At 66.5% G+C, this 18674-nt stretch carries 17 protein-coding genes; 12 read left to right on the top strand and 5 right to left on the bottom strand.

The genetic code is table 11. The annotated features are described in order from the left end of the window. Positions 1 to 3: 3 nt before the first annotated feature. On the bottom strand, positions 4 to 696 hold the full coding sequence (locus AC07WJ_RS21085) for a GntR family transcriptional regulator (protein WP_494936603.1): 693 nt from the start codon (positions 694 to 696) through the stop codon (positions 4 to 6). A gap of 114 nt (positions 697 to 810) precedes the next feature. On the opposite strand from AC07WJ_RS21085, the gene AC07WJ_RS21080 reads away from it, so the two are divergent. The 10 genes from AC07WJ_RS21080 (at position 811) to AC07WJ_RS21035 (ending at position 11771) form a co-directional block, all read left to right on the top strand. Then, positions 811 to 1569, top strand: a complete 759-nt coding sequence (locus AC07WJ_RS21080; protein WP_494936602.1) for an SDR family NAD(P)-dependent oxidoreductase — start codon at positions 811 to 813, stop codon at positions 1567 to 1569. 47 nt (positions 1570 to 1616) lie between these two features. Beyond that, complete coding sequence (locus AC07WJ_RS21075) at positions 1617 to 2846, top strand: ABC transporter substrate-binding protein (RefSeq protein WP_494936601.1); 1230 nt, start codon at positions 1617 to 1619, stop codon at positions 2844 to 2846. A gap of 273 nt (positions 2847 to 3119) precedes the next feature. Continuing rightward, complete coding sequence (locus AC07WJ_RS21070; protein ID WP_494936600.1) at positions 3120 to 4022, top strand: branched-chain amino acid ABC transporter permease; 903 nt, start codon at positions 3120 to 3122, stop codon at positions 4020 to 4022. Beyond that, positions 4022 to 4984 (top strand): branched-chain amino acid ABC transporter permease, encoded by a 963-nt coding sequence (locus AC07WJ_RS21065; protein ID WP_494936599.1) that lies wholly within the window; start codon positions 4022 to 4024, stop codon positions 4982 to 4984. Before AC07WJ_RS21070 ends, AC07WJ_RS21065 begins: the two co-directional genes overlap by 1 nt. A 5-nt stretch (positions 4985 to 4989) precedes the next feature. Further along, entirely contained in the window at positions 4990 to 5751 is a 762-nt protein-coding gene (locus AC07WJ_RS21060; protein ID WP_494936598.1) for an ABC transporter ATP-binding protein, read from the top strand. Continuing rightward, entirely contained in the window at positions 5744 to 6460 is a 717-nt protein-coding gene (locus tag AC07WJ_RS21055) for an ABC transporter ATP-binding protein (RefSeq protein ID WP_494936597.1), read from the top strand. The genes AC07WJ_RS21060 and AC07WJ_RS21055 overlap by 8 nt, the downstream gene beginning before the upstream one ends. A gap of 12 nt (positions 6461 to 6472) precedes the next feature. Beyond that, on the top strand, positions 6473 to 7201 hold the full coding sequence (locus tag AC07WJ_RS21050; protein WP_494936596.1) for an SDR family NAD(P)-dependent oxidoreductase: 729 nt from the start codon (positions 6473 to 6475) through the stop codon (positions 7199 to 7201). Between the two features lie 330 nt (positions 7202 to 7531). After that, positions 7532 to 8302, top strand: coding sequence for an SDR family NAD(P)-dependent oxidoreductase (locus AC07WJ_RS21045; RefSeq protein WP_494936595.1), 771 nt, complete (start codon positions 7532 to 7534; stop codon positions 8300 to 8302). After that, on the top strand, positions 8299 to 10005 hold the full coding sequence (locus AC07WJ_RS21040) for an FAD-dependent oxidoreductase (RefSeq protein ID WP_494936594.1): 1707 nt from the start codon (positions 8299 to 8301) through the stop codon (positions 10003 to 10005). The genes AC07WJ_RS21045 and AC07WJ_RS21040 overlap by 4 nt, the downstream gene beginning before the upstream one ends. A 155-nt stretch (positions 10006 to 10160) precedes the next feature. Beyond that, positions 10161 to 11771 carry a hypothetical protein gene (locus AC07WJ_RS21035; RefSeq protein ID WP_494936593.1) on the top strand — a complete coding sequence of 537 codons (1611 nt, stop codon included), beginning with the start codon at positions 10161 to 10163 and terminating at the stop codon, positions 11769 to 11771. Here the strand turns inward: AC07WJ_RS21035 and AC07WJ_RS21030 are convergent. Then, positions 11743 to 12348, bottom strand: coding sequence for a protein kinase family protein (locus AC07WJ_RS21030; protein ID WP_494936592.1), 606 nt, complete (start codon positions 12346 to 12348; stop codon positions 11743 to 11745). The two genes, AC07WJ_RS21035 and AC07WJ_RS21030, sit on opposite strands and share 29 nt — an antisense overlap. A 367-nt stretch (positions 12349 to 12715) precedes the next feature. On the opposite strand from AC07WJ_RS21030, the gene AC07WJ_RS21025 reads away from it, so the two are divergent. Next, positions 12716 to 13237, top strand: coding sequence for a hypothetical protein (locus AC07WJ_RS21025; protein WP_494936591.1), 522 nt, complete (start codon positions 12716 to 12718; stop codon positions 13235 to 13237). A 260-nt stretch (positions 13238 to 13497) separates the two neighbouring features. Here AC07WJ_RS21025 and AC07WJ_RS21020 read toward each other — a convergent pair whose 3' ends face one another. The 3 genes from AC07WJ_RS21020 to AC07WJ_RS21010 form a co-directional block, all read right to left on the bottom strand. Next, entirely contained in the window at positions 13498 to 15033 is a 1536-nt protein-coding gene (locus tag AC07WJ_RS21020) for an AMP-binding protein (protein WP_494936590.1), read from the bottom strand. A gap of 78 nt (positions 15034 to 15111) precedes the next feature. Then, positions 15112 to 16668 (bottom strand): acyl-CoA synthetase, encoded by a 1557-nt coding sequence (locus tag AC07WJ_RS21015; protein ID WP_494936589.1) that lies wholly within the window; start codon positions 16666 to 16668, stop codon positions 15112 to 15114. Positions 16669 to 16735: 67 nt separating this feature from the next. Next, positions 16736 to 17368 carry a TetR/AcrR family transcriptional regulator gene (locus AC07WJ_RS21010; RefSeq protein ID WP_494936588.1) on the bottom strand — a complete coding sequence of 211 codons (633 nt, stop codon included), beginning with the start codon at positions 17366 to 17368 and terminating at the stop codon, positions 16736 to 16738. A gap of 109 nt (positions 17369 to 17477) precedes the next feature. Between AC07WJ_RS21010 and AC07WJ_RS21005 the strand changes: the two genes are divergently transcribed. Beyond that, complete coding sequence (locus tag AC07WJ_RS21005; protein ID WP_494936587.1) at positions 17478 to 18671, top strand: lipid-transfer protein; 1194 nt, start codon at positions 17478 to 17480, stop codon at positions 18669 to 18671. Positions 18672 to 18674 lie beyond the last annotated feature (3 nt).

Raw genomic sequence — 18674 nt, 5'->3', positions numbered from 1 at the left:
CGTTCAGATCCTGTCGGCGCCACGATCGGCGCCGCGGCCGATCCTATGGAAGTTTTCCTTGAGGAACAGCCCGGCGAAATAGACGTGTTCGCGCATCAGGTCTTCCGCACGCGCGGATTGGCGGGCCACCAGCGCCTCGGCGATGCGGTGGTGATCGTTGTGGGATCTGAGGATCACCCCGTAGTCATGCCACAGGATGATCCGGTCGGAAACGAAGGGGATGCCGTGGGTCTGGTTGACGAAGCGCTCGGCCCAGACATTGCCTGAGAGTTTCAGGATCGTCTCGTGAAAGGTGACGTTCATCGCCTGGTAGGGCCGGAAGTCCTCTTCCGCCAGAAACCCCTTGGCGAGATAGCGGTCGCCTTGTTCGACGCAGGCCCGGAGCGTCGCCGCGGCTTCGGCCGGAATGCCTGATGTCGCCGCCAGCCGGCAGGCGAGCCCTTCGAGCGTCGCGCGCACCTCATAGGCGGCGAAAACCTCGTCGGCGCCGAAAGTGCGGACGAGATAGCCGCGCTTCGGCTGGTAATCCAGCAGTCCCTCATTGGCGAGCAGGGTCAGCGCCGCGCGCACCGGCGTGCGCGACACGCCGAGCCGTTCGGCGAGCGGAATTTCTTCCAGCCTTTCGCCGCCGGCGACCGCGCCGTTGAGGATCCAGTCGCGCAGGATTTCAGTGACGTCTTGGGAGCGCGTTCGCATGCTATGGATACATAGACGCGAAAAGCGCAATGTAAAGCGCTGCAATTGGTTGACAGGCTCCAGTCATGTGTACATGTTGGCGCCAACCAAAAAACGAATTTCCCGGGGAAGCGCATGAAAAGGGTCGCATTGGTGACCGGCGGTGGCCGTGGCATCGGACGGGAAATCTGCCGGGTTCTGGCGGCCGCTGGCCACCTTGTCGCAGCCGCCGATATCGACGAGGCCTCGGCCCGCGACACGGCGGCGTCGCTGCCGGGCGAGGGCCATCTCGGCCTGCATGTCGATGTCGCCAGCGAACCCTCGGTCGAGGCCATGTTCGAGCGCGCCGAGAAGGCGCTCGGCCCGGTCGCCGTGCTGATCTGCAATGCCGGCCGCCTGCTGTTGCATGACGGCCGCCGGCCGCTCGTCACCGAGACTTCGCTCGACAATTGGCAGGACACGTTTGCGGTCAACACGGTCGGGCCTTTCCTCGGCGCGCGCGCCTATTTGAGGCGCCGCCGCGAAACCCCGGTCGAGCACGGCCGCATTGTCACCTTTTCGTCGGTCGCCGCCCAGATCGGCGGTTACAATGCGAGTGCCGCCTATATCGCCGCCAAGGCGGCGGTCATCGGACTGACCAAGGCGGTGGCGCGCGAGGCGGCCCCCTTCGGCATCACCGCCAATGTCATCGCCCCCGGGCTGATCGACACCGACATGATGAAGCTCGCCGCCGGCGGCGCCGGAACGACCGCGGCGACCACGGGCAATGTGCCGCTCGGCCGGCTCGGCCAGCCGGCCGATGTCGCCGCTGCCGTCGCGTTCCTGGCCTCGCCCGCCTCCGCCTACATCACGGGCACGACCATCGACGTCAATGGCGGCTACCGGATGCAATGACCAAGAAGCCGTTCTCGGACAAGAAAACCGTTCTCTGGGAGGAACGCATGATCAAAAGTCTCAAAAGCCTGCCGAAACTGGCCGGCGCGGCCCTGCTGGGTGCCGTCGCTTTCATGTCTCAGGCGCACGCCCAGGCTCCCGAGCCGGGCCTCACCGCCACCACCATCAAGATCGGCATGTTCGGGCCGCTGTCCGGCCCGTCCATGGCCTATGGCTTCGACGTGGTGAATGCCGCGCGCATGTATTTCGACAAGATCAACCGCGAGGGCGGCATCCATGGCCGCCGCATCGAGGTGGTGGTCGAGGACGACCGCTGCACCGCCAATGACGTGGTCGCGGCGGTGAAGAAGCTGGTCGAGCAAGACCAGGTCTTCATGCTCAACGGCGGCTCCTGTTCGGCCCCGGTGGTCGCGGCGCGCGATTATGTCGTACGCTCGGGCGTGCCGTGGGTGATGCTGAACGCCTCGGGCGATGGTGCGCTTTATCCGCCGCAGCCGAACATCTTCGGTGCGTTGTCCATTTCGCAGCGCGCGGTCGGTGGCTCGACCATCGAATTCGCCACCCGCCAGCTGACCGCCAAGCGCATCGGCTACATCAATCACGACGACGCCTATGGCGCCTGGAACCTTGAGGCCGCGCGTTTCCAGGCGGCCCAGAACGGTGCCGAGTTGATCGTTGAGTCGATCAATCCCAACATTGCCGACGTCACGGCGCCGGTGCTGAAGCTGCGCGCCGCCAATGTCGACGCCATCATCATCGCGACCTATGCGCGGCCCGCCCAGCTGATCCTGAAAAAGGCGCAGGAGCTCAACCTCAACAAGCCGATCGTGATCGCGGTCAACGCCATCGCCAACCTGCGCCAGCTGGTCGAGAATGTCGGCAGCCGCGAGGCCTTCCGCAATGTCTATATCCAGGAACTGCTGGCCGCCGCGCCCGGCTCGGAAAAGCTCGCCTGGGTCTATGACCTCTACAAGCAGACCTATCCCGAGCTCGCCGCCAAGCCCGACCATCCGCAGGTCTACATGCCCTATGGCATTCCGCCCGCCATGGTCATCGTCCGCGCGCTGCAGGCCGCAGGCCCCCAGCCGACGCGCGCCAAGGTGATCGCGGCGATCGAGCAGCTGAACTTCGACTCCGGCGTCATGGCCGGTCCGATCAGCTTCTCGCCCACCGACCGGGCAGGGCAGAAAGCCTCGATCTATTTCCGCTTCGACGGCCAGACCATGACCGCCGTCCCCGGCGTCTTCGCCAGCCGCTGGACCTATCAGGGGCAGTGAGCGGGCAGGGGGCAGGGGCGGGGGTGAATCGACCCTCTCCCAAAGGGAGAGGGTGGCAGCGTCAGCTGCCGGGTGAGGGGCGTGAGCGCTCAGAACTCGCCCCGACGCGCGTCGAGCAAACCGCCTTCTCCGGAATGGACGGCCCCTCACCCGGCGCCTGACGGCGCCACCCTCTCCCTCTGGGAGAGGGTCAGTTCGCGCCGTGCCTCCTCGTTCTTGTCCCGACCCCTTCCACCTCCCGACCCCGTCACCGGCCACCACAAGAGACCCTGAATGTCCTTCGACGTCGCGCTTCTGTTCATTCAGCAAGGTGTCGCGTCCGGGCTCGTGACCGGTTCGGTCTATGCGCTCCTCGCCATCGCCATCGTCATCATCTACCGGACCACCGATGTCGCCAATTTCGCCGGCGGCGAGTTCTACATGGCGGCGGCTTATCTGGCCTTTTTCATGCTCGCCATGGTGGCTTTGCCGTTCTGGGCCGCCGTCATCGCCACGCTGGCCGTCATGTGCGTCGGCGCCGGCCTGTTCCAGCGTGTCGTGCTGGCCCAGGTGGCGCGCGCCCGCGGCGTCTCGATCAACCTGGTCATCGCCACCCTCGGCCTGTCCTATCTGGTCAAGGGCATCGTCCGCTCCACCGGCTTCGGCGACACGCCGCGCACCTTTCCGTCCGTCGTGCCGGATGGCTCGATCACCATTGGCGATGCCTCCGTGAGCTATCTCGACGTCGCCATCCTCGGCACGGCCGTGCTGGTCATGGTGCTGTTCTTCTGGGTGTTCAATTTCACCAAGACCGGCCGGGCGATGCGGGCGGTCGGCATGAACCGGCGCGCCGCCCAGCTTGTCGGCATCAATCTCGGCCGGGTCGAAATGATGGTTTGGTGCTTCGCCAGCGCGATTTCCGGCATCGCCGCCATCCTGATCGCGCCGAAACTGCTGATGACCGCCGAAATGGGCTCGGTCGTCACTATGGCCTTCGCCGCGGCCATTGTCGGCGGCTTCACCAGCCTGCCGGGCGCGGTCATCGGCGGCTTCATCATCGGCATCACCGAAAACATGGTCGGGCTGTTCATTTCCTCGCGCGCCATCAATGTCGCGCCCTTCGTCATCATCATGCTGGTGCTGATCTTCAAGCCCCAGGGTCTGTTCGGCGGCGCCCTGAAGGTGAGGAAGGTCTGATGGCCGAGGCTTCCTCTCCCAAGGCGCCCGGCCTGATCAGCCCGCGCACCGCAATCCTGGTCGGGCTCGGCCTCGTGGCGCTGATCGCCGGCGCCATCGGGCTCACCTCGCTCGCGACCGGTTATGTCATCTACATCGTCAATCTGGTGCTGGTGGCGATCGTACTGGCACTCGGCCTGCATATCGTCATCGGCGAATGCGGCCAGTTCTCGCTGGCCCATGCCGCCTTTTACGGCATCGGCATCTACACCGCCGGCCTCGTCACCAATCTCCTCGGCGTGCCGTTCTGGCTGTCGCTCCTGGCCGGAGGGCTGGTGGCCGGGCTGATCGGCTTCTTCATCGGTTTCCTGTCGTTGCGCATGCGCGACATCTACCTGGCGCTCTCGACCTTTGCCTTCGGCGAGGCGATGCAATGGCTGTTCCTCAACTGGACGCCGGTGACCGGCGGCCCGAACGGCCTCAACATCAAGCCGGCGACCCTGTTCGGCTATCAGTTCCTCACCGATCGCGCGGCCTTCCCGCTGGTGCTGGTCGTGACGCTTGTCATCGTCGCGCTCGTCACCGTGCTGCATGTCTCGACCCTTGGCCGCTCCCTGCGGGCGGTGCGCGAAAGCGAGATCGCCGCGGCTTCCGTCGGCATCAACGTGACCCGCATGAAACTCACCGCCTTCACGCTTTCGGCTTTCGTGGCGGGGCTCGCCGGCGGCCTCTACACCACCTTTTCCACCTTCATCCACCCGGACAGCCTAGGCTTTCAGACCACCATCATCATCCTGACCACCGTGGTGGTCGGCGGCATGGGATCGCTGATCGGCGCGATCGGCGGGGCGGTGGTCTTCGGCCTCCTGTCGGAGCTGCTGCGCCAGGTGCCGTCCTACCAGGAGATGATCTATGGCGGCATCCTCATCCTCTTCATGATGTATGCCCCGCGCGGCATGTTCTCCTTCGTCGGCAGGCGGTGAGCGCCATGGCCAGCATGCTCTCGCTTTCCAACGTGCTGATGCGCTTCGGCGGCATCGTCGCCATCAACGACTTCTCCATGGAGGTCGAGACCGGCGCGATCCACGCCCTGATCGGCCCGAACGGCGCCGGCAAGTCGACCGTGTTCAACTGCATCTCGCGCATCTACCAGCCGGCGACGGGCAGGATCGTGGTCGCCGGCCAGGACGTGACCGCCTTGCCGCCCCATGCCATGGCCGGGCTCGGCGTCGCCCGCACCTTCCAGAACCTCGAACTGTTCAACGAGCTGAGCGTGATCGAAAACGTCATGCTCGGCGCCTATGCCCATGAGGAGACCGGCTTCTGGCAGCGCCTGAGGCCGCGCTCGCCGGCGACCCGCGCCAGGGCCGAGGCGATCCTCGAGCAGACCGGCCTCAAGGAGTTTCGCGACGTCAAAGCGAACAGCCTCGATTTCGGCCGCCAGAAGCTGCTGGAACTCGCCCGCGCGCTGGCCGGTTCGCCCAGGCTGATGCTGCTCGACGAGCCGGCCGCGGGCCTGCGCTCCCGCGAGATCGAGCGGCTCGACCAGATCCTGACCGATCTCAACCAGCGGCACGGCATCACCATCCTGCTGGTCGAGCATGTCATGCAGCTGGTCATGTCGATTTCCAATCGCATCACGGTGTTGAATTTCGGGGAGAAGATCGCCGAGGGCACGCCGTCCGAAGTGAAGACCCATCCGCGGGTCATCGAGGCCTATCTGGGAGCGGAGGCGGCAAGCCATGGCTGACCTGCTCGAACTCGACCATGTTTCGGCCGGTTATGGCCGGATCGAAGCCTTGTCCGGCATCAGCCTGAAAGTGCCCGAAGGCGGCATCGTGGCGCTGCTCGGCGCCAATGGCGCGGGCAAGAGCACCACGCTGAACGTCATCTCCGGTATCGTGCCGGCGACCGCGGGCGCGGTTCGCTTCAAGGGCCGCGCGATCACGGGCGACCGCTCCGACCGGATCGTCGCGGCCGGCATCTCGCAGGTGCCCGAGGGCCGCGAGGTGTTCCGCGACATGAGCGTTCACGAAAACCTGGCGATCGGTGCGCAGCTCAGGAGCGACCGGGCGGGGATAGCGGCCGATATCGAGGTGATGGCCGGCTATTTTCCGATCCTCGCCAAGCGTTTCAGGCAAATGGCCGGCACCCTGTCCGGCGGCGAGCAGCAGATGCTGCTGATCGCCCGTGCCTTGATGGCCCGGCCGAGCCTGCTCCTGCTCGACGAGCCCTCGCTCGGCCTGGCGCCGCTCCTGGTCAAGCAGATCTTCGACATCGTGGTGACCCTGCACCACGAGCAGAAGCTCACTCTCCTGATTGTCGAGCAGAATGCGGCGGTGGCGCTGGCCGTCTCGCAATATGCCTACATCCTGGAAAACGGCGAGATTGTCGCCGAGGGGCCCTCGGCGACGCTCGCCAATGACGACGCCATCCGCCGTGCCTATCTCGGCGCCTGATCGGAGATTGTGATGACCAAGCCCTTTGCCCTCGTCACCGGCGGCGCCAGCGGCATTGGCCGCGCCATCACCGAGCGGCTCGCCGCCGACGGCTTTCATGTCGTGGTGGTCGATCTCAATGCGGCGCTCGCCGAAGAGGTCGTCCAGGAGGTGCAGAGGCGGGGCGCTTCGGCCGAAGCCCGCATCCTCGACATTACCGACGAGGCCAAGGTGACCGCGCTGATCGCCGCGCTGCCACCCCTGGCGGCGCTGATCAACAATGCCGGCATCTTCAAGGACCAGCCCTTCGAGCAGACCGGCGTCGCCGACTTTCGCCGGACCTACGAGGTCAATGTCATCGCGCCCTTCATCCTGGCCAAGGCCGCCGTGGCGCGCATGGGCGAGGGCGCGAAGATCGTCAACATCGCCTCGCGCGCCTATCTCGGCGCCAGGAACCAGATCGACTATGTCGCCTCCAAGGGCGCGGTGGTCAGCTTCACCCGGGCGCTCGCCATGGAGGTGGTCGAGCGTGGCATCGCCGTCAACGCGGTGGCGCCGGGCCTGATCGACACGCCGATCCTGCGCGCGCTGACGCCGGAGCGCATGGCGGCCCAGCTCGCCCTGCAGCCGACCGGCAAGGCCGGCCGCCCCGAGGACATCGCCAATGCGGTGGCTTTCCTGGCATCGCCCGCGACCGGTTTCATCACTGGCCAGGTGCTGTTCGTCGACGGCGGCAAGTCGCTCGGCGGCTCGGCGGTGTGAGAGGGCGAATGGGGCATGCAGCCGACAACGCAGCGGTATGGGAACGAAGCGCCGTCCTCAACCAACCCCCTCCCAGAGGGAGAGGGTGGCGCCGTCAGGCGCCGGGTGAGGGGCGTAGCCGCGGAGATCGGGCCCGAACGCTCACGCCGCATGCCGCCTTATCCGGAGATGGACGACCCCTCACCCGGCAGCTGACGTTGCCACCCTCTCCCTCTGGGAGGGGGTTGGTTGAGCGCGGCGCTTCGGCCGCAAGTCGCATCGCTCGTCGCATCATGCCCCATTCGCCACTCGCTATTCGCCACTCGCCTCTAACCAACTGAGGACCCACCGATGACCCCTCCCTTCGTCGCGCTCGTCACCGGGGCGGGGTCCGGCATCGGCCGGGCCACCACCTTGCGTTTCATCCGCGCCGGCGCCCGGGTGCTGGCGGTCGATCTCAACCCCGAGGGGCTCGCCGAAACGGCCGCCCTTGCCGGCCATCCCGACGCGATCGACACCTTCACCACCGACGTGACGGCCAAAGACGCCCCCGCGACCGCCGTGGCTCGCGCGGTTTCCCGCTTCGGCCGGCTCGACTGGCTGGTCAACAATGCCGGCATTGGTGCTGCCAAGGCGGCGCATCTGACCAGTGACGCTGAGTGGGACCGTTATGTCGACGTCAATCTGCGCCAGCTCTTTCGGTTCTCGCGCGAGGCGCTGCCGCATCTGGAAGCCGGCCGCGGCGCCATCGTCAATATAGCCTCGGTTTTCGGCCTGTTCGGTCATCCGGGTGTGGCGCCTTATGCCGCGACGAAAGCTGCCGTGGTCGGCCTGACCCATCAGATGGCCGCCGATTACGGGCCGAAGGGCATTCGCGTCAACGCGGTGGCGCCCGGCGTCATCGAGACTGCGCTGACACGCCAGCGCATCGACACCGATGAGCGTTTCCAGGCGCTGAACATCGATCCGATTCCGTTCCCGCGCCTCGGCAAGCCCGAAGATGTCGCCAATGCCGTCTATTTCCTGGTCTCCGAGGATGCCTCCTATGTCAGCGGCCATGTTCTGGCGGTCGATGGCGGCTGGAGCGTCACCAATTATTCCCGCCGGGGTGCCGCGCTGTGAGCGCGGCGAGCGGACAGTCCTTTGACCGCGAGGTCGATGTCGTCTGCGTCGGTGCCGGCGCCGGCGGCATGAGCGCAGCGCTGACCGCTGCGATCGAAGGCCTTGAGGTCCTGATCGTCGAGAAGACGCCTTTTGTCGGTGGCTCCACCGCGGTGTCCGGCGGCGCCGTCTGGATCCCCGGCAATGACCAGGCCGCCGGCCTCGGCCATGCCGATACGCCTGATCAGGCCAAGCTCTATCTCGACCAGATCGTCGGCAATTGGGCGAGCGACGCCATGAAACGCGCGTTCCTGCGCGCCGGCCCGGACATGCTGCGCTTCTTCGAGGCCAACACGGAGGTGAGGCTCGCCGCGCGCGCCTATTCTCCGGACTATTACCCGGACACGCCGGGGGCCTCGCTCGGTGGCCGCTCCATGGACCCGCTCGCCTTCGACGGCCGGACGCTGGGCAAGGAATTCGCCCGCCTGCGCGACCCCTTGAAGGAATTCGTCGTGCTCGGCGGCATGATGGTCACCATGACCGACGTGCAGCATCTCCTGAAGGTGACCTCGTCCTTCGCCTCCTGGCGCCACGGCATGAAAATGGTGCTGCGTTATGCCGGCGACCGCCTGCGCTACCGGCGCGGCACGCGCCTGGTGCTGGGCAATGCGCTGGCCGGCCGGCTGTTCAAGAGCGTCATCGACCGCAACATTCCCGTGCTGACCGAGACGCCGGCCCGCCGCATTCTTTTCGACCAGGGCAAGGTGGCCGGTATCGTCGTCACGCATGAGGGCCGGGAACTCGCCATCCGCACGCGCCGCGGCGTTGTCCTGGCGACCGGCGGCTTTCCCAACGACCCGGAGCGCCGCAAGGCCTTTCTGCCTGACCCGATCGGGCTTTGGTCGATGGCGCCGGAGGGCAATAGCGGCGATGGCCTCAGGCTCGGCGAAGCCGCGGGCGCGGCACTGCGCCGGGACAATTCCAGCAATATCTTCATGACCCCAATCTCGATCCTGGAAAGGCCCGACGGCACGGTGGTCAAATATCCGCATCTCGTCTGGGACCGGGCCAAGCCGGGGCTGATGGCGGTGAACGGCGAGGGGCGGCGTTTCGTCAATGAATCGACCTCCTATCACGCGTTCGGCCTCGCCATGGTCGAGGGTCACAAGACGGTGCCGACCATTCCGGCTTTCCTGGTCTGCGACGCGGCCTTCCTGAAGCGATGGGGGCTCGGCCTGGTGCTGCCCGGAGGCCGGCCGTTCCACCATCTCGTCGAGGCGGGCTATCTCTTCGAGGCGCCGACTATCGCCGGCCTCGCGGCGCAGCTGAACCTGCCGGCGGATGCGCTCGCCGATAGCGTGGCGCGGTTCAACCGCTACGCGGCTGCCGGCAACGATCCGGAATTCGGCAAGGGCGGCAATGCCTATAACCGCTATCTCGGCGACGGGGAGACGAAGCAGGGCAATCCTTGCCTCGGCCCGCTCGACACTGCGCCTTTTTATGCCGTGAAGGTCTATCCCGGCGATATCGGCACGGCCGGCGGTATCGTTACCGACGGCCACGCCCGCGCCCTCGATGCCCAAGGCCAGGTCGTCCCCGGGCTCTATGCCTGCGGCAACGACATGAACTCGGTGATGGGTGGCACTTATCCCGGCCCGGGCATCACCCTGGGGCCGGCCATGACCTTCGGCTATCTCGCGGGCAAGGATCTGGCGGGGCGGTAAGGGCGCGTTGCCGCCTCACCGCCACGGAAGTCCGTTCCCCACCGGGTAAATTGCGTCAAAACGGTCACGCCCCCACTAAAACCGTCAATTGTCAGCAAATCGACAGGTTCTAGCGCTGGCGCGGCCGGCGTAACTGCAATACCGATCTGGCCGCCATGAACCAGCCCAGCGCCCAGACCCGTCCTCCCCGCACCTATGTCGATTTGAGCCGCGCGCAGATCGCGCTGCTGTTCGTCGCGATGGCGGTCATCGTCTCGGCGCCGATCCTGCTGCATTCGCTGCCGCCGATGTCGGACTATGTGAACCATCTGGCGCGCATGCATGTCATCGCCGACCGGGGCGCCGATTCCTATCTGGCGCAGTTCTACGAGATCAAATGGCAGATCGTGCCGAACCTGATGATGGATCTGGTCGTGCCGACGCTGACCCGGTTCATGGACGTCTATCTGGCCGGCCAGCTGTTCTCGATCCTGACCTTCCTGCTGATCATTTCCGGCACGATGGCGCTGAACCGCGCCTTGTTCGGCCATTGGTCGGCACTGCCGCTGGTCGGCTTTCCGTTGCTCTACAACTACGTCCTACTGGTCGGCGTGCTGAACTATGTCTTCGGCATCGGCCTGGCGCTCTGGGGCATGGCCGCCTGGGTGGCGCTGCGCGAGCGCAACGTCACGCTGCGCCTGGCCGTCGCCGCGCTGTTCGCCTGCGCGCTGTTCTTCTGCCATCTCTATTCCGTCGGGGTCTTCGGCCTCGGCCTGCTCGCCATCGAACTGCAGCGCCTGCGCGACAAGTGGGGCCAGCCGATCGGACCGAAGCTTCTCGACTTCTGTGCCACGGGCATCGCTTTCCTTCCCGTCCTGGCGCTGCTGCGCGCCAGCCCGACCTGGGGCCTGGCGACCGAGAATTCCTGGGAGCCGCGTGGCAAGATCGACGGCCTCGTCTACGTCATCGAGATCTATTCCGACGCGGTTGCCTTCGCGCTGACCGCCGTCGTCGTGGTCGCGGCGGTCTGGGCGCTGCGTCACAAGGTGCTGCGCTTCCATCCGCTGACCTGGACGATGCTGGTGGTGGCGGGCATCGTCTACATGGCCATGCCGCGTGTCATGTTCGGCTCCTATCTCGCCGACCAGCGGCTGCCGGTCGCCGTCGCCTTCATGCTGATCGCCTGTGTCAATATCGACCTGCGCCACAAATTCGTCCGCCGCGGCTTTGTCGTCGTGTTGCTGGGACTGCTCGTGGTGCGCACCGCCGAGGTCCAGCTCGCCTGGGCGCAGTTGTCGCGCGGGCCGCTGGCGGTCAAGCAGTCGATGCAGCAGGTGGCGCGCGGCTCCAAGGTGCTGGTCGCCTATGCCGATCGCACGGCCGGCGACGACGTGCGTGACTACGGCCTCCTGCATGCCGCCTGTCTCGCCATCATCGAGCGTTCGGCGCTGGTCACCACCGCCTTCACGGTGGCCGGCAAGCAGATCATGCATGTCCGTTCGGCCTGGCGCGATCGTGTCGACAATGACGACGGCACGCCGCCGTCGATCGACCAGTTGCGCGCCGCGCTGGAACCGATCGAGGGTGAGGACCCGCATTACTGGCAGCTCTGGTGGGAGCAATATGACTATATCTACGTCATTTTCTCCGACGCCGATGCTGACAATCCCTTGCCCGAGCAGCTGGAACTGGTGTTCAGCGGTCCACGCTTCCAGCTCTACAAGGTCGTGAAGAACCGCCCGGCCACCGGCCCCGCGGTCAGCCAGGCTCCTGCCACAAGGCCTTGAAGCCGAAGGCCTTGAACAGCCGGCGCAAGGCCCAGACGTCGCCCGCGATATTGGTGTTGGGCTTGCCAGGCCGGCCATAGTCGCAGTCGACCATGCGGATTTCGCCTGAAGGCGTGACCACCAGGTTGTCGCGCTCGAGGTCGCCCAGCGCCAGGCCGCGCGCGTGCACGCGTTTCACCTTAGCGAGGAAGGCGCGGACCGCGTCCGTCGTGCAGTCGTCCAGCCCGGCCGTGCCGCTCTCGATGAATTCCTGGATCAGGTAATAATGGCCGACGCCGTCCTCGTTCCACAGGAACAGGTGGCCCATATGGTGGTAGCGCGGCAGGATGGCGATATCGCCGAGCCGCTCCAGCACGTCGGCATAATGGGCGACCAGCCGGAGGTTGAGGATCGCCTGCCGCTCGTCGAACCGGTCATAGATCTTGAACACCCGCCGAATGCCGGTCGGCAATTCCCGGCAGAGATAGGATTCCGCGGTCCAGCCGCTGCCGATTCGGCTCAGGATCTCGTAATGGCCGACGCGAAACCCGGGCGGGATCGCGAACTTCACGGACTCGCCATCGAAAATGCTGGTCACGGCTGATCTCCGGGGGAGGGACGGCGGCGGTGGTGCGGGGGGCGCCTGTCTCTGAGCGGGCCGGAATCTCGCCCCGCCGCGGGAACCGCGCCCTGCGATGGCAGGCCGACCGGATTGTTACGGCAGGATGGGAGAGAGGACCAGGGGGCAGCGATCCGATCGCGCCGAACCGGGTGTGCATCCCGCATCGCGCGGAGACGATCGGGAAGGTCGGGCAGCTCGCCCTGCCGCATCAGCGTCTCGCCGGATTTGAAAGCGGGTATCCTGCGGGTACTCTGGACAGGCGGCCCGGCGAAGCCCGGACGCTGAGATCGGGGGGGACGGCGTTCCCGGCTGGCGGGCCTTGAGCCTGACAGGGAGGGATGCCGTGCACTTCGTCGACCCCCATCCGCTCGTCGCCACTGCGAAGCTTCGTCCCGGCCGTGATGCCCGGCGCCGGTCTTCGGCCATCGACGCCGCGTTCGCGCCAGGCTGGCTCATCCCGCCCGTCGCGCTGGCCTTCGGGTTTCTGATCCTCACCGTCGGGTCGCTGCCGGCCCATGATATCTACATGGACCTGAAGAACAGCGCCGGGCGCAGCTGTTGCAACGGCACCGACTGCCGGCCGGTGCCTTATCGGCAGACCTCGTCAGGCGTGCAAATGTTCATCGAAGGGGTCTGGGTCACCATCCCCGATTCCCAGGTCGAGCAGCGCTCGATCGAGGGCGACACCGGCGAAACCGGCGGCGGCCATTGGTGCGGCCGGCGGCTCAACGGCGAGAACCGCTTCATGACCTATTGCGCCTTCGTGCCGCCGAGCGCGACACGGATCGCGCCCCATGGCCCGCCTGGCGGATTGTCGCGCCTGTCGCGGGCCCGGCTGACCAGGGCAGAGGCCTCCGCGCGCTAGCCGAGGGCCCGGCCATGCGGGGCGCGAAAAAACCCTCTCCCAAAGGGAGAGGGTGGCGCCGTCAGGCGCCGGGTGAGGGGCGTGAGCGCTCCGAACTGATGCCGATACTCGTGAAGAGGGGAGCCCATCCGGAGAGGGACGACCCCTCACCCGGCAGCTGACGCTGCCACCCTCTCCCCTTGGGAGAGGGTTGATTCGGCAGCGCTTTTTCGCGTGGCGAGAGGCGATCGCACGCCGCTCGCCAAGCCCCTTCGCCCCATTCAGCCGCCACCCTTGCCGAACCGTTCGACCAGCAGGAATTTCTGCACCTTGCCGGTGGGCGTGCGGGGCAGGGCCGTCGCTTCGATGATGAACTGTTTCGGCGTCTTGAAACCGGCGAGCTGGCTGCGGCAATGGGCCTCCAGCGCCGTCGCGGTCAAATGAGCCCCGTCCTGCGGCACCACCAGGCTCACCACGCGCTCGCCCCACATGTCGTCGGGCAGGCCGAACACGGCACAGTCGGCGACGCCGGGACAGCCGAGGATGATCTCCTCGACCTCGGCGGCGTGGACGTTCTGCCCACCGGTGACGATCATGTCCTTCTTGCGTCCGCGGATGAACAGGTAGCCCTCGTCGTCGATGCTGCCGAGGTCGCCGGTATGGATCCAGCCATCGCGGAAGGTGCGGGTCGACTGCTCGGGATTGTCGAAATAGGCGCTCACCGCATTGGGCGAGCGGCCGAGGATCTCGCCGAGCTGGTCGGCGGGAAGAGCCCGGCCGTCGTCGCCGGCGATCTTCACCTCGCTGAAGGCGATCGCCCGGCCGACCGAGTCGGGACGCCGCGCCCGGTCGGCCGGCGTGCTGACCACCAGCGCGCCGGTCTCCTGCATGCCGTAATATTCGTAGAGGCGCGGGCAGAGCTTCGCCGTGGTCGCCTCGCGAATGCTGGCCGGCAGGCTCGATCCGGCGAAGACGATGGCGCGCAGCGAAGCCAGATCACGCGGTGCCGCGGCCTGGGCCGGCAGCAGCATCGCCGCCATGGTCGGCACCAGGTTGACGATGGTTACGCGCTCGGCCTCGATCAGCCGCAACATTTCGTTCGGCTCGAAATTGGCCAGCACGTGGGGCACGCCATAAAGTATGGCGCCGGCGATCCAGGCGAAGCCGACCCGCCCGAAGGCGGGGAAGACGGTCATCGCCACGTCGGCCCGGGTCATGTCGAAGGCCTGGAACATCGGGCCGAGCGTGCTGTTGTTGTACTGGGTCAGCACATAGGACTTCGGCAGGCCCGTGGTGCCCGAGGTCAGGTTGAAATAGAACGGATCGGCCTCGTCGATCTCGATGTCGGGCGCTTCGGCCGAGGCGCCGGCCAGCAGCGCCTCGTAACCCGATGCGGCCGGCGGGTCTTCCCCGCCGATCGTGATCACGTGCCTGACCAGGGGCCGGGCAGCATCGGCGATACCGCCGAACTTCGCCTCATGGATCAGCCCGGTGGCACCCATGGCGCGGATCAGCTCGACCATTTCCCGTTCGGCCAGCCGGTAGTTCAGCGGCAGGCCGACAATGCCGGTGCGGGCGAGCGCGAAATAGATCTCGACCATTTCGGCGCGGTTGGAGCAGAGGAAGGCGACGACGTCGCCCTTGGCGTAGCCGAGCCCCAAAAGCCCCTGGGCGAGGCGATTGGTGCGCTGGTCGATCTCGCGAAAAGTGAAGCGCCGGTCGGTGCCGGCGCAATAGAGCGCCGGATCGTCGGGAAAGCGTATCGCCGCGGTGGCCAGGATATTGCCGACAACCATCTTGCCGAGAGAGCGGGTCATCACGGTGTTCCATTCCATGCTGGGTCTGATGCTGGGCGTTTGGCGTGTTCCGGGCCGCGTCGAGGCAGCACCGGCGGCTCAGTTGACCCGTCTTTCCTTGGCCTCCCAGAACGGCTTGCGCAGCTCGCGCTTGAGGATCTTGCCGGCCCCCGACATCGGCAGCGGCGTATCGCTGATGTCGACCGAGCGCGGGCATTTATAGCCGGCGATACGGGTCTTGCAGAAAGCGATGATATCGGCGGCGCTCACCTCGGCGCCGGGCTTACGCACCACCACGGCATGGACCTGCTCTCCCCATTCTTCACTGGGAATGCCCACCACGGCGCATTGGGCGACGGCCGGATGCTGGGCCACGGCATTCTCGACCTCGGTCGAATAGACGTTCTCGCCACCCGAGATGATCATGTCCTTGACCCGGTCGACGACATAGACGAAGCCGTCGGCATCCATGTAGCCGCCGTCGCCGGTATGCATCCAGCCGTCGATCAGCGCCCGCTCGGTTTCCTCCCGGCGCTCCCAATAGCCCATCATCACATTGTCGCCGCGCGCGACGATCTCGCCGACCGTGCCAAGCGGCACCGGCTGGTCGTTGCCGTCGACGATGCGCACTTCGCAGCCGAGCGTGGCGCGGCCGCCGGAACGGTGCCGGCCCTTGGCGCGGGCCTCGCCGATATGCTCGTTCCAATGCAGGATCGTGGCGATCGGCGACAGCTCGGTCATGCCATAGGCTTGGGCGAAGCGAGTGTTGGGCAAAGCCGCGATGGCGCGGTCGAGCACCGCCTCGCTGATCGGCGAGGCGCCGTAGACGACGCGGCTCAGCGACGACATGTCGTGGGTCTTGAGGGCGGGATGGTCGACCAGCATCTGGATCATGGTCGGCACCAGCAGCACCTCGGTCACCTTGTCGCGTGCGACGGCGGCCATGACGGCTTCGGGGCTGAAGGCCTTGATCATCACGTTGGAGCCGCCGCTGAGCAGCAGCGCGTACATTGCCGCGCCATTGGCGAGGTGGAACATCGGGGCTGCGTGCAGATAGATCGCCGTCGAGGGAAACAGCCCTTCGGCGAGCGCATTCAGCGCATTGGCCATGAGGTTATCGTGGCTGAGCATCACGCCCTTGGAGCGGCCGGTGGTGCCGCCGGTATAAAAGATGCCGGCGAGGTCTTCGCGCCGGGCCATGGCGTCGGCGATCGGCGCGCTCTGCGCGATCAGCGCTTCGTAATGGATGGTGCCGGCGGGGGCGTCATCGTCGTCGGCATAGACCAGGCGGAGGCCGGGGATGGTCTTTGCCAGGGCCTCGCCGACGCTCGCGAACATCTTGTCGACGACCAGCACCTTGGCACGGCAATCCTTCAGCGCGTCCTCGTTTTCCAGGGGCGACCAGCGAATGTTGAGCGGCACGATGACCGCGCCGGCCCAGGCGGCGGCGAGATAGGTTTCCAGATAGCGGTCGGAATTCAACGAGAGCACGGCGAGCCGCTCGCCCGGCGCGATGCCCAGCGCGGCAAGGCCGCCGGCGAGCCGCGGCACCCGTTCGCCGAGTTCGCCCCAGGTCCGGCGGCGGTCGCCGTAAACGGTGGCGATCCCGCCGGCATTGATCTGCAGGGCGCGCTTGAAACCGTGCGTGATGTTCATGGTTGTCCTCCCTGGACGATGCTGTCGGCCGGCCTCTGTCGGGCCTTCGATACCGGGTTGGGATGGGTTATCTGGCGGCCAGGCCCCCAGTCAGCCGGATGGCGAATTCCTCGCCGATCGTCTCGGCCGAGAGTTCGCCGCCCGGCTCGTACCAATGGCCGATCCAGTTCAGCGATCCGGCGATCGCGAAGGCGGCGAGCTTGGAATCGCAGGGCATGATCGAGCCGTCCGCCATGCCGGCTTCGATCCGGGTGCGGAAGGCCGTGTCGTAGCTGCGCTTGGCGCGGCGCACTGAGGCGCGCGCCTCCGTCGACAGTTCGCGGTCGTCGAGGCGGGTCACGCACATGCCGAAATCGGTGGTGATCGCCCGGACATAGGCACGGATCAGCGCCCGCACTTTGTCGAGGCCGCTGCCGCCCTGCCGCTCGATGGCCTCGATATTGGCCTCGTAGGTCTCCTGGCCGATCCGGTAGCATTCCACCAGGATCTCGTCCTTCGAGCGGAAGTAGTTGTAGAGCGCCGGCTTGGTGATGTTCAGCCGCGCCGCCACCTCGTTCAGCGTGGTGCGGTGATAGCCCTCGGTCAGGAACATCTTCACCGCCATGCGCAGCACCGCGTCGCGCTTCTCGTCGCGCGCCCGGCGGCGATCCTCGAACGGCACCCAGGGGGGAACTTCGGCCGCTTTCGGTCGTCCGCGCATGTCGCTCCTGTCCATCATCCGTTCGGCTCGGATTGACCGAGATGTCAGGGTCATATATTACCCATCGGTCATAAGATGTCCAGTCGGTAACTTATGGAGGAAAGCCGTCATGGCGAATTCGAGCTCCCGGGTCGTGGTCGCAGGCGTCGGCATGATCCCCTTCGCAAAACCCGGGGCGAGCGCGCCCTATGACGAGATGGGCACGGCGGCCGGCCGCCTGGCGCTGGCCGATGCCGGCCTCGGCTATGAGGCGATCGAGCAGGCTTATGCCGGCTACGTCTATGGCGACTCGACCGCCGGCCAGAAGGCGATCTACCCGCTCGGCATGACCGGCATCCCGGTCATCAACGTCAACAACAACTGCTCCACCGGCTCGACCGCGCTGTTCCTGGCGCGCCAGGCGATCGCCTCAGGTGCGGCCGATTGCGTGCTGGCGCTTGGTTTCGAGCAGATGAAGCCCGGCGCGCTGGGCGCCGTCTTCACCGACCGGCCGAGCGCCTTCGAGGCCTTCGACAAGGTGACCGACACGCTGGTCGGCGCACCGGAGATCCCGATGGCGCTGCGCTATTTCGGTGGCGCCGGCATCAGCCACATGAAGAAATACGGCACCAAGCTGGAGAGCTTCGCCAAGGTGCGCGCCAAGGCGAGCCGCCACGCCAGGAACAATCCGCTGGCGATCTTCCGCAAGGAGGTTTCCGCCGAGGACGTGATGAACGACCAGGTGATCTGGCCGGGCGTGATGACCCGGCTGATGGCCTGCCCGCCGACCTGCGGGGCGGCCGCGGCCGTGCTGGTGTCCGAGGCCTTCGCCCGGCGCCACGGGATCCGGACCGACGTGGTGATCGCCGCCCAGGCGATGACGACCGACACATCGTCGACATTCGACACCTCGGACATGATGCGGGTGGTCGGCTTCGACATGTCGAAGGCGGCCGCAGCCAAGGTCTATGAGCAGGCCGGCATCGGTCCCGACGATCTCGACGTGGTCGAGTTGCACGACTGCTTCGCCCAGAACGAGCTGATCACCTATGAGGCGCTCGGCCTCTGTCCGGAAGGCGGTGCGGAGCGGTTCATCGAGGCCGGCGACAACAGCTATGGCGGCAAGGTGGTGACCAATCCCTCGGGCGGCCTCTTGTCCAAGGGCCATCCGCTCGGCGCCACGGGGCTTGCCCAATGCTACGAGCTGACCCGCCAGCTGCGCGGTTCGGCCGAGGCGACCCAGGTCGAGGGCGCAAGGCATGCCCTGCAGCACAATCTCGGTCTCGGCGGCGCATGCGTCGTCACTCTCTACGAGCGCGTGTGAGGT

The organism is Phreatobacter sp. GW821-FHT04C01 (assembly GCF_059420385.1).
The sequence above is the reverse complement of the archived record's forward strand: the minus strand, read 5'-3'. Positions and strand labels throughout refer to the sequence as shown.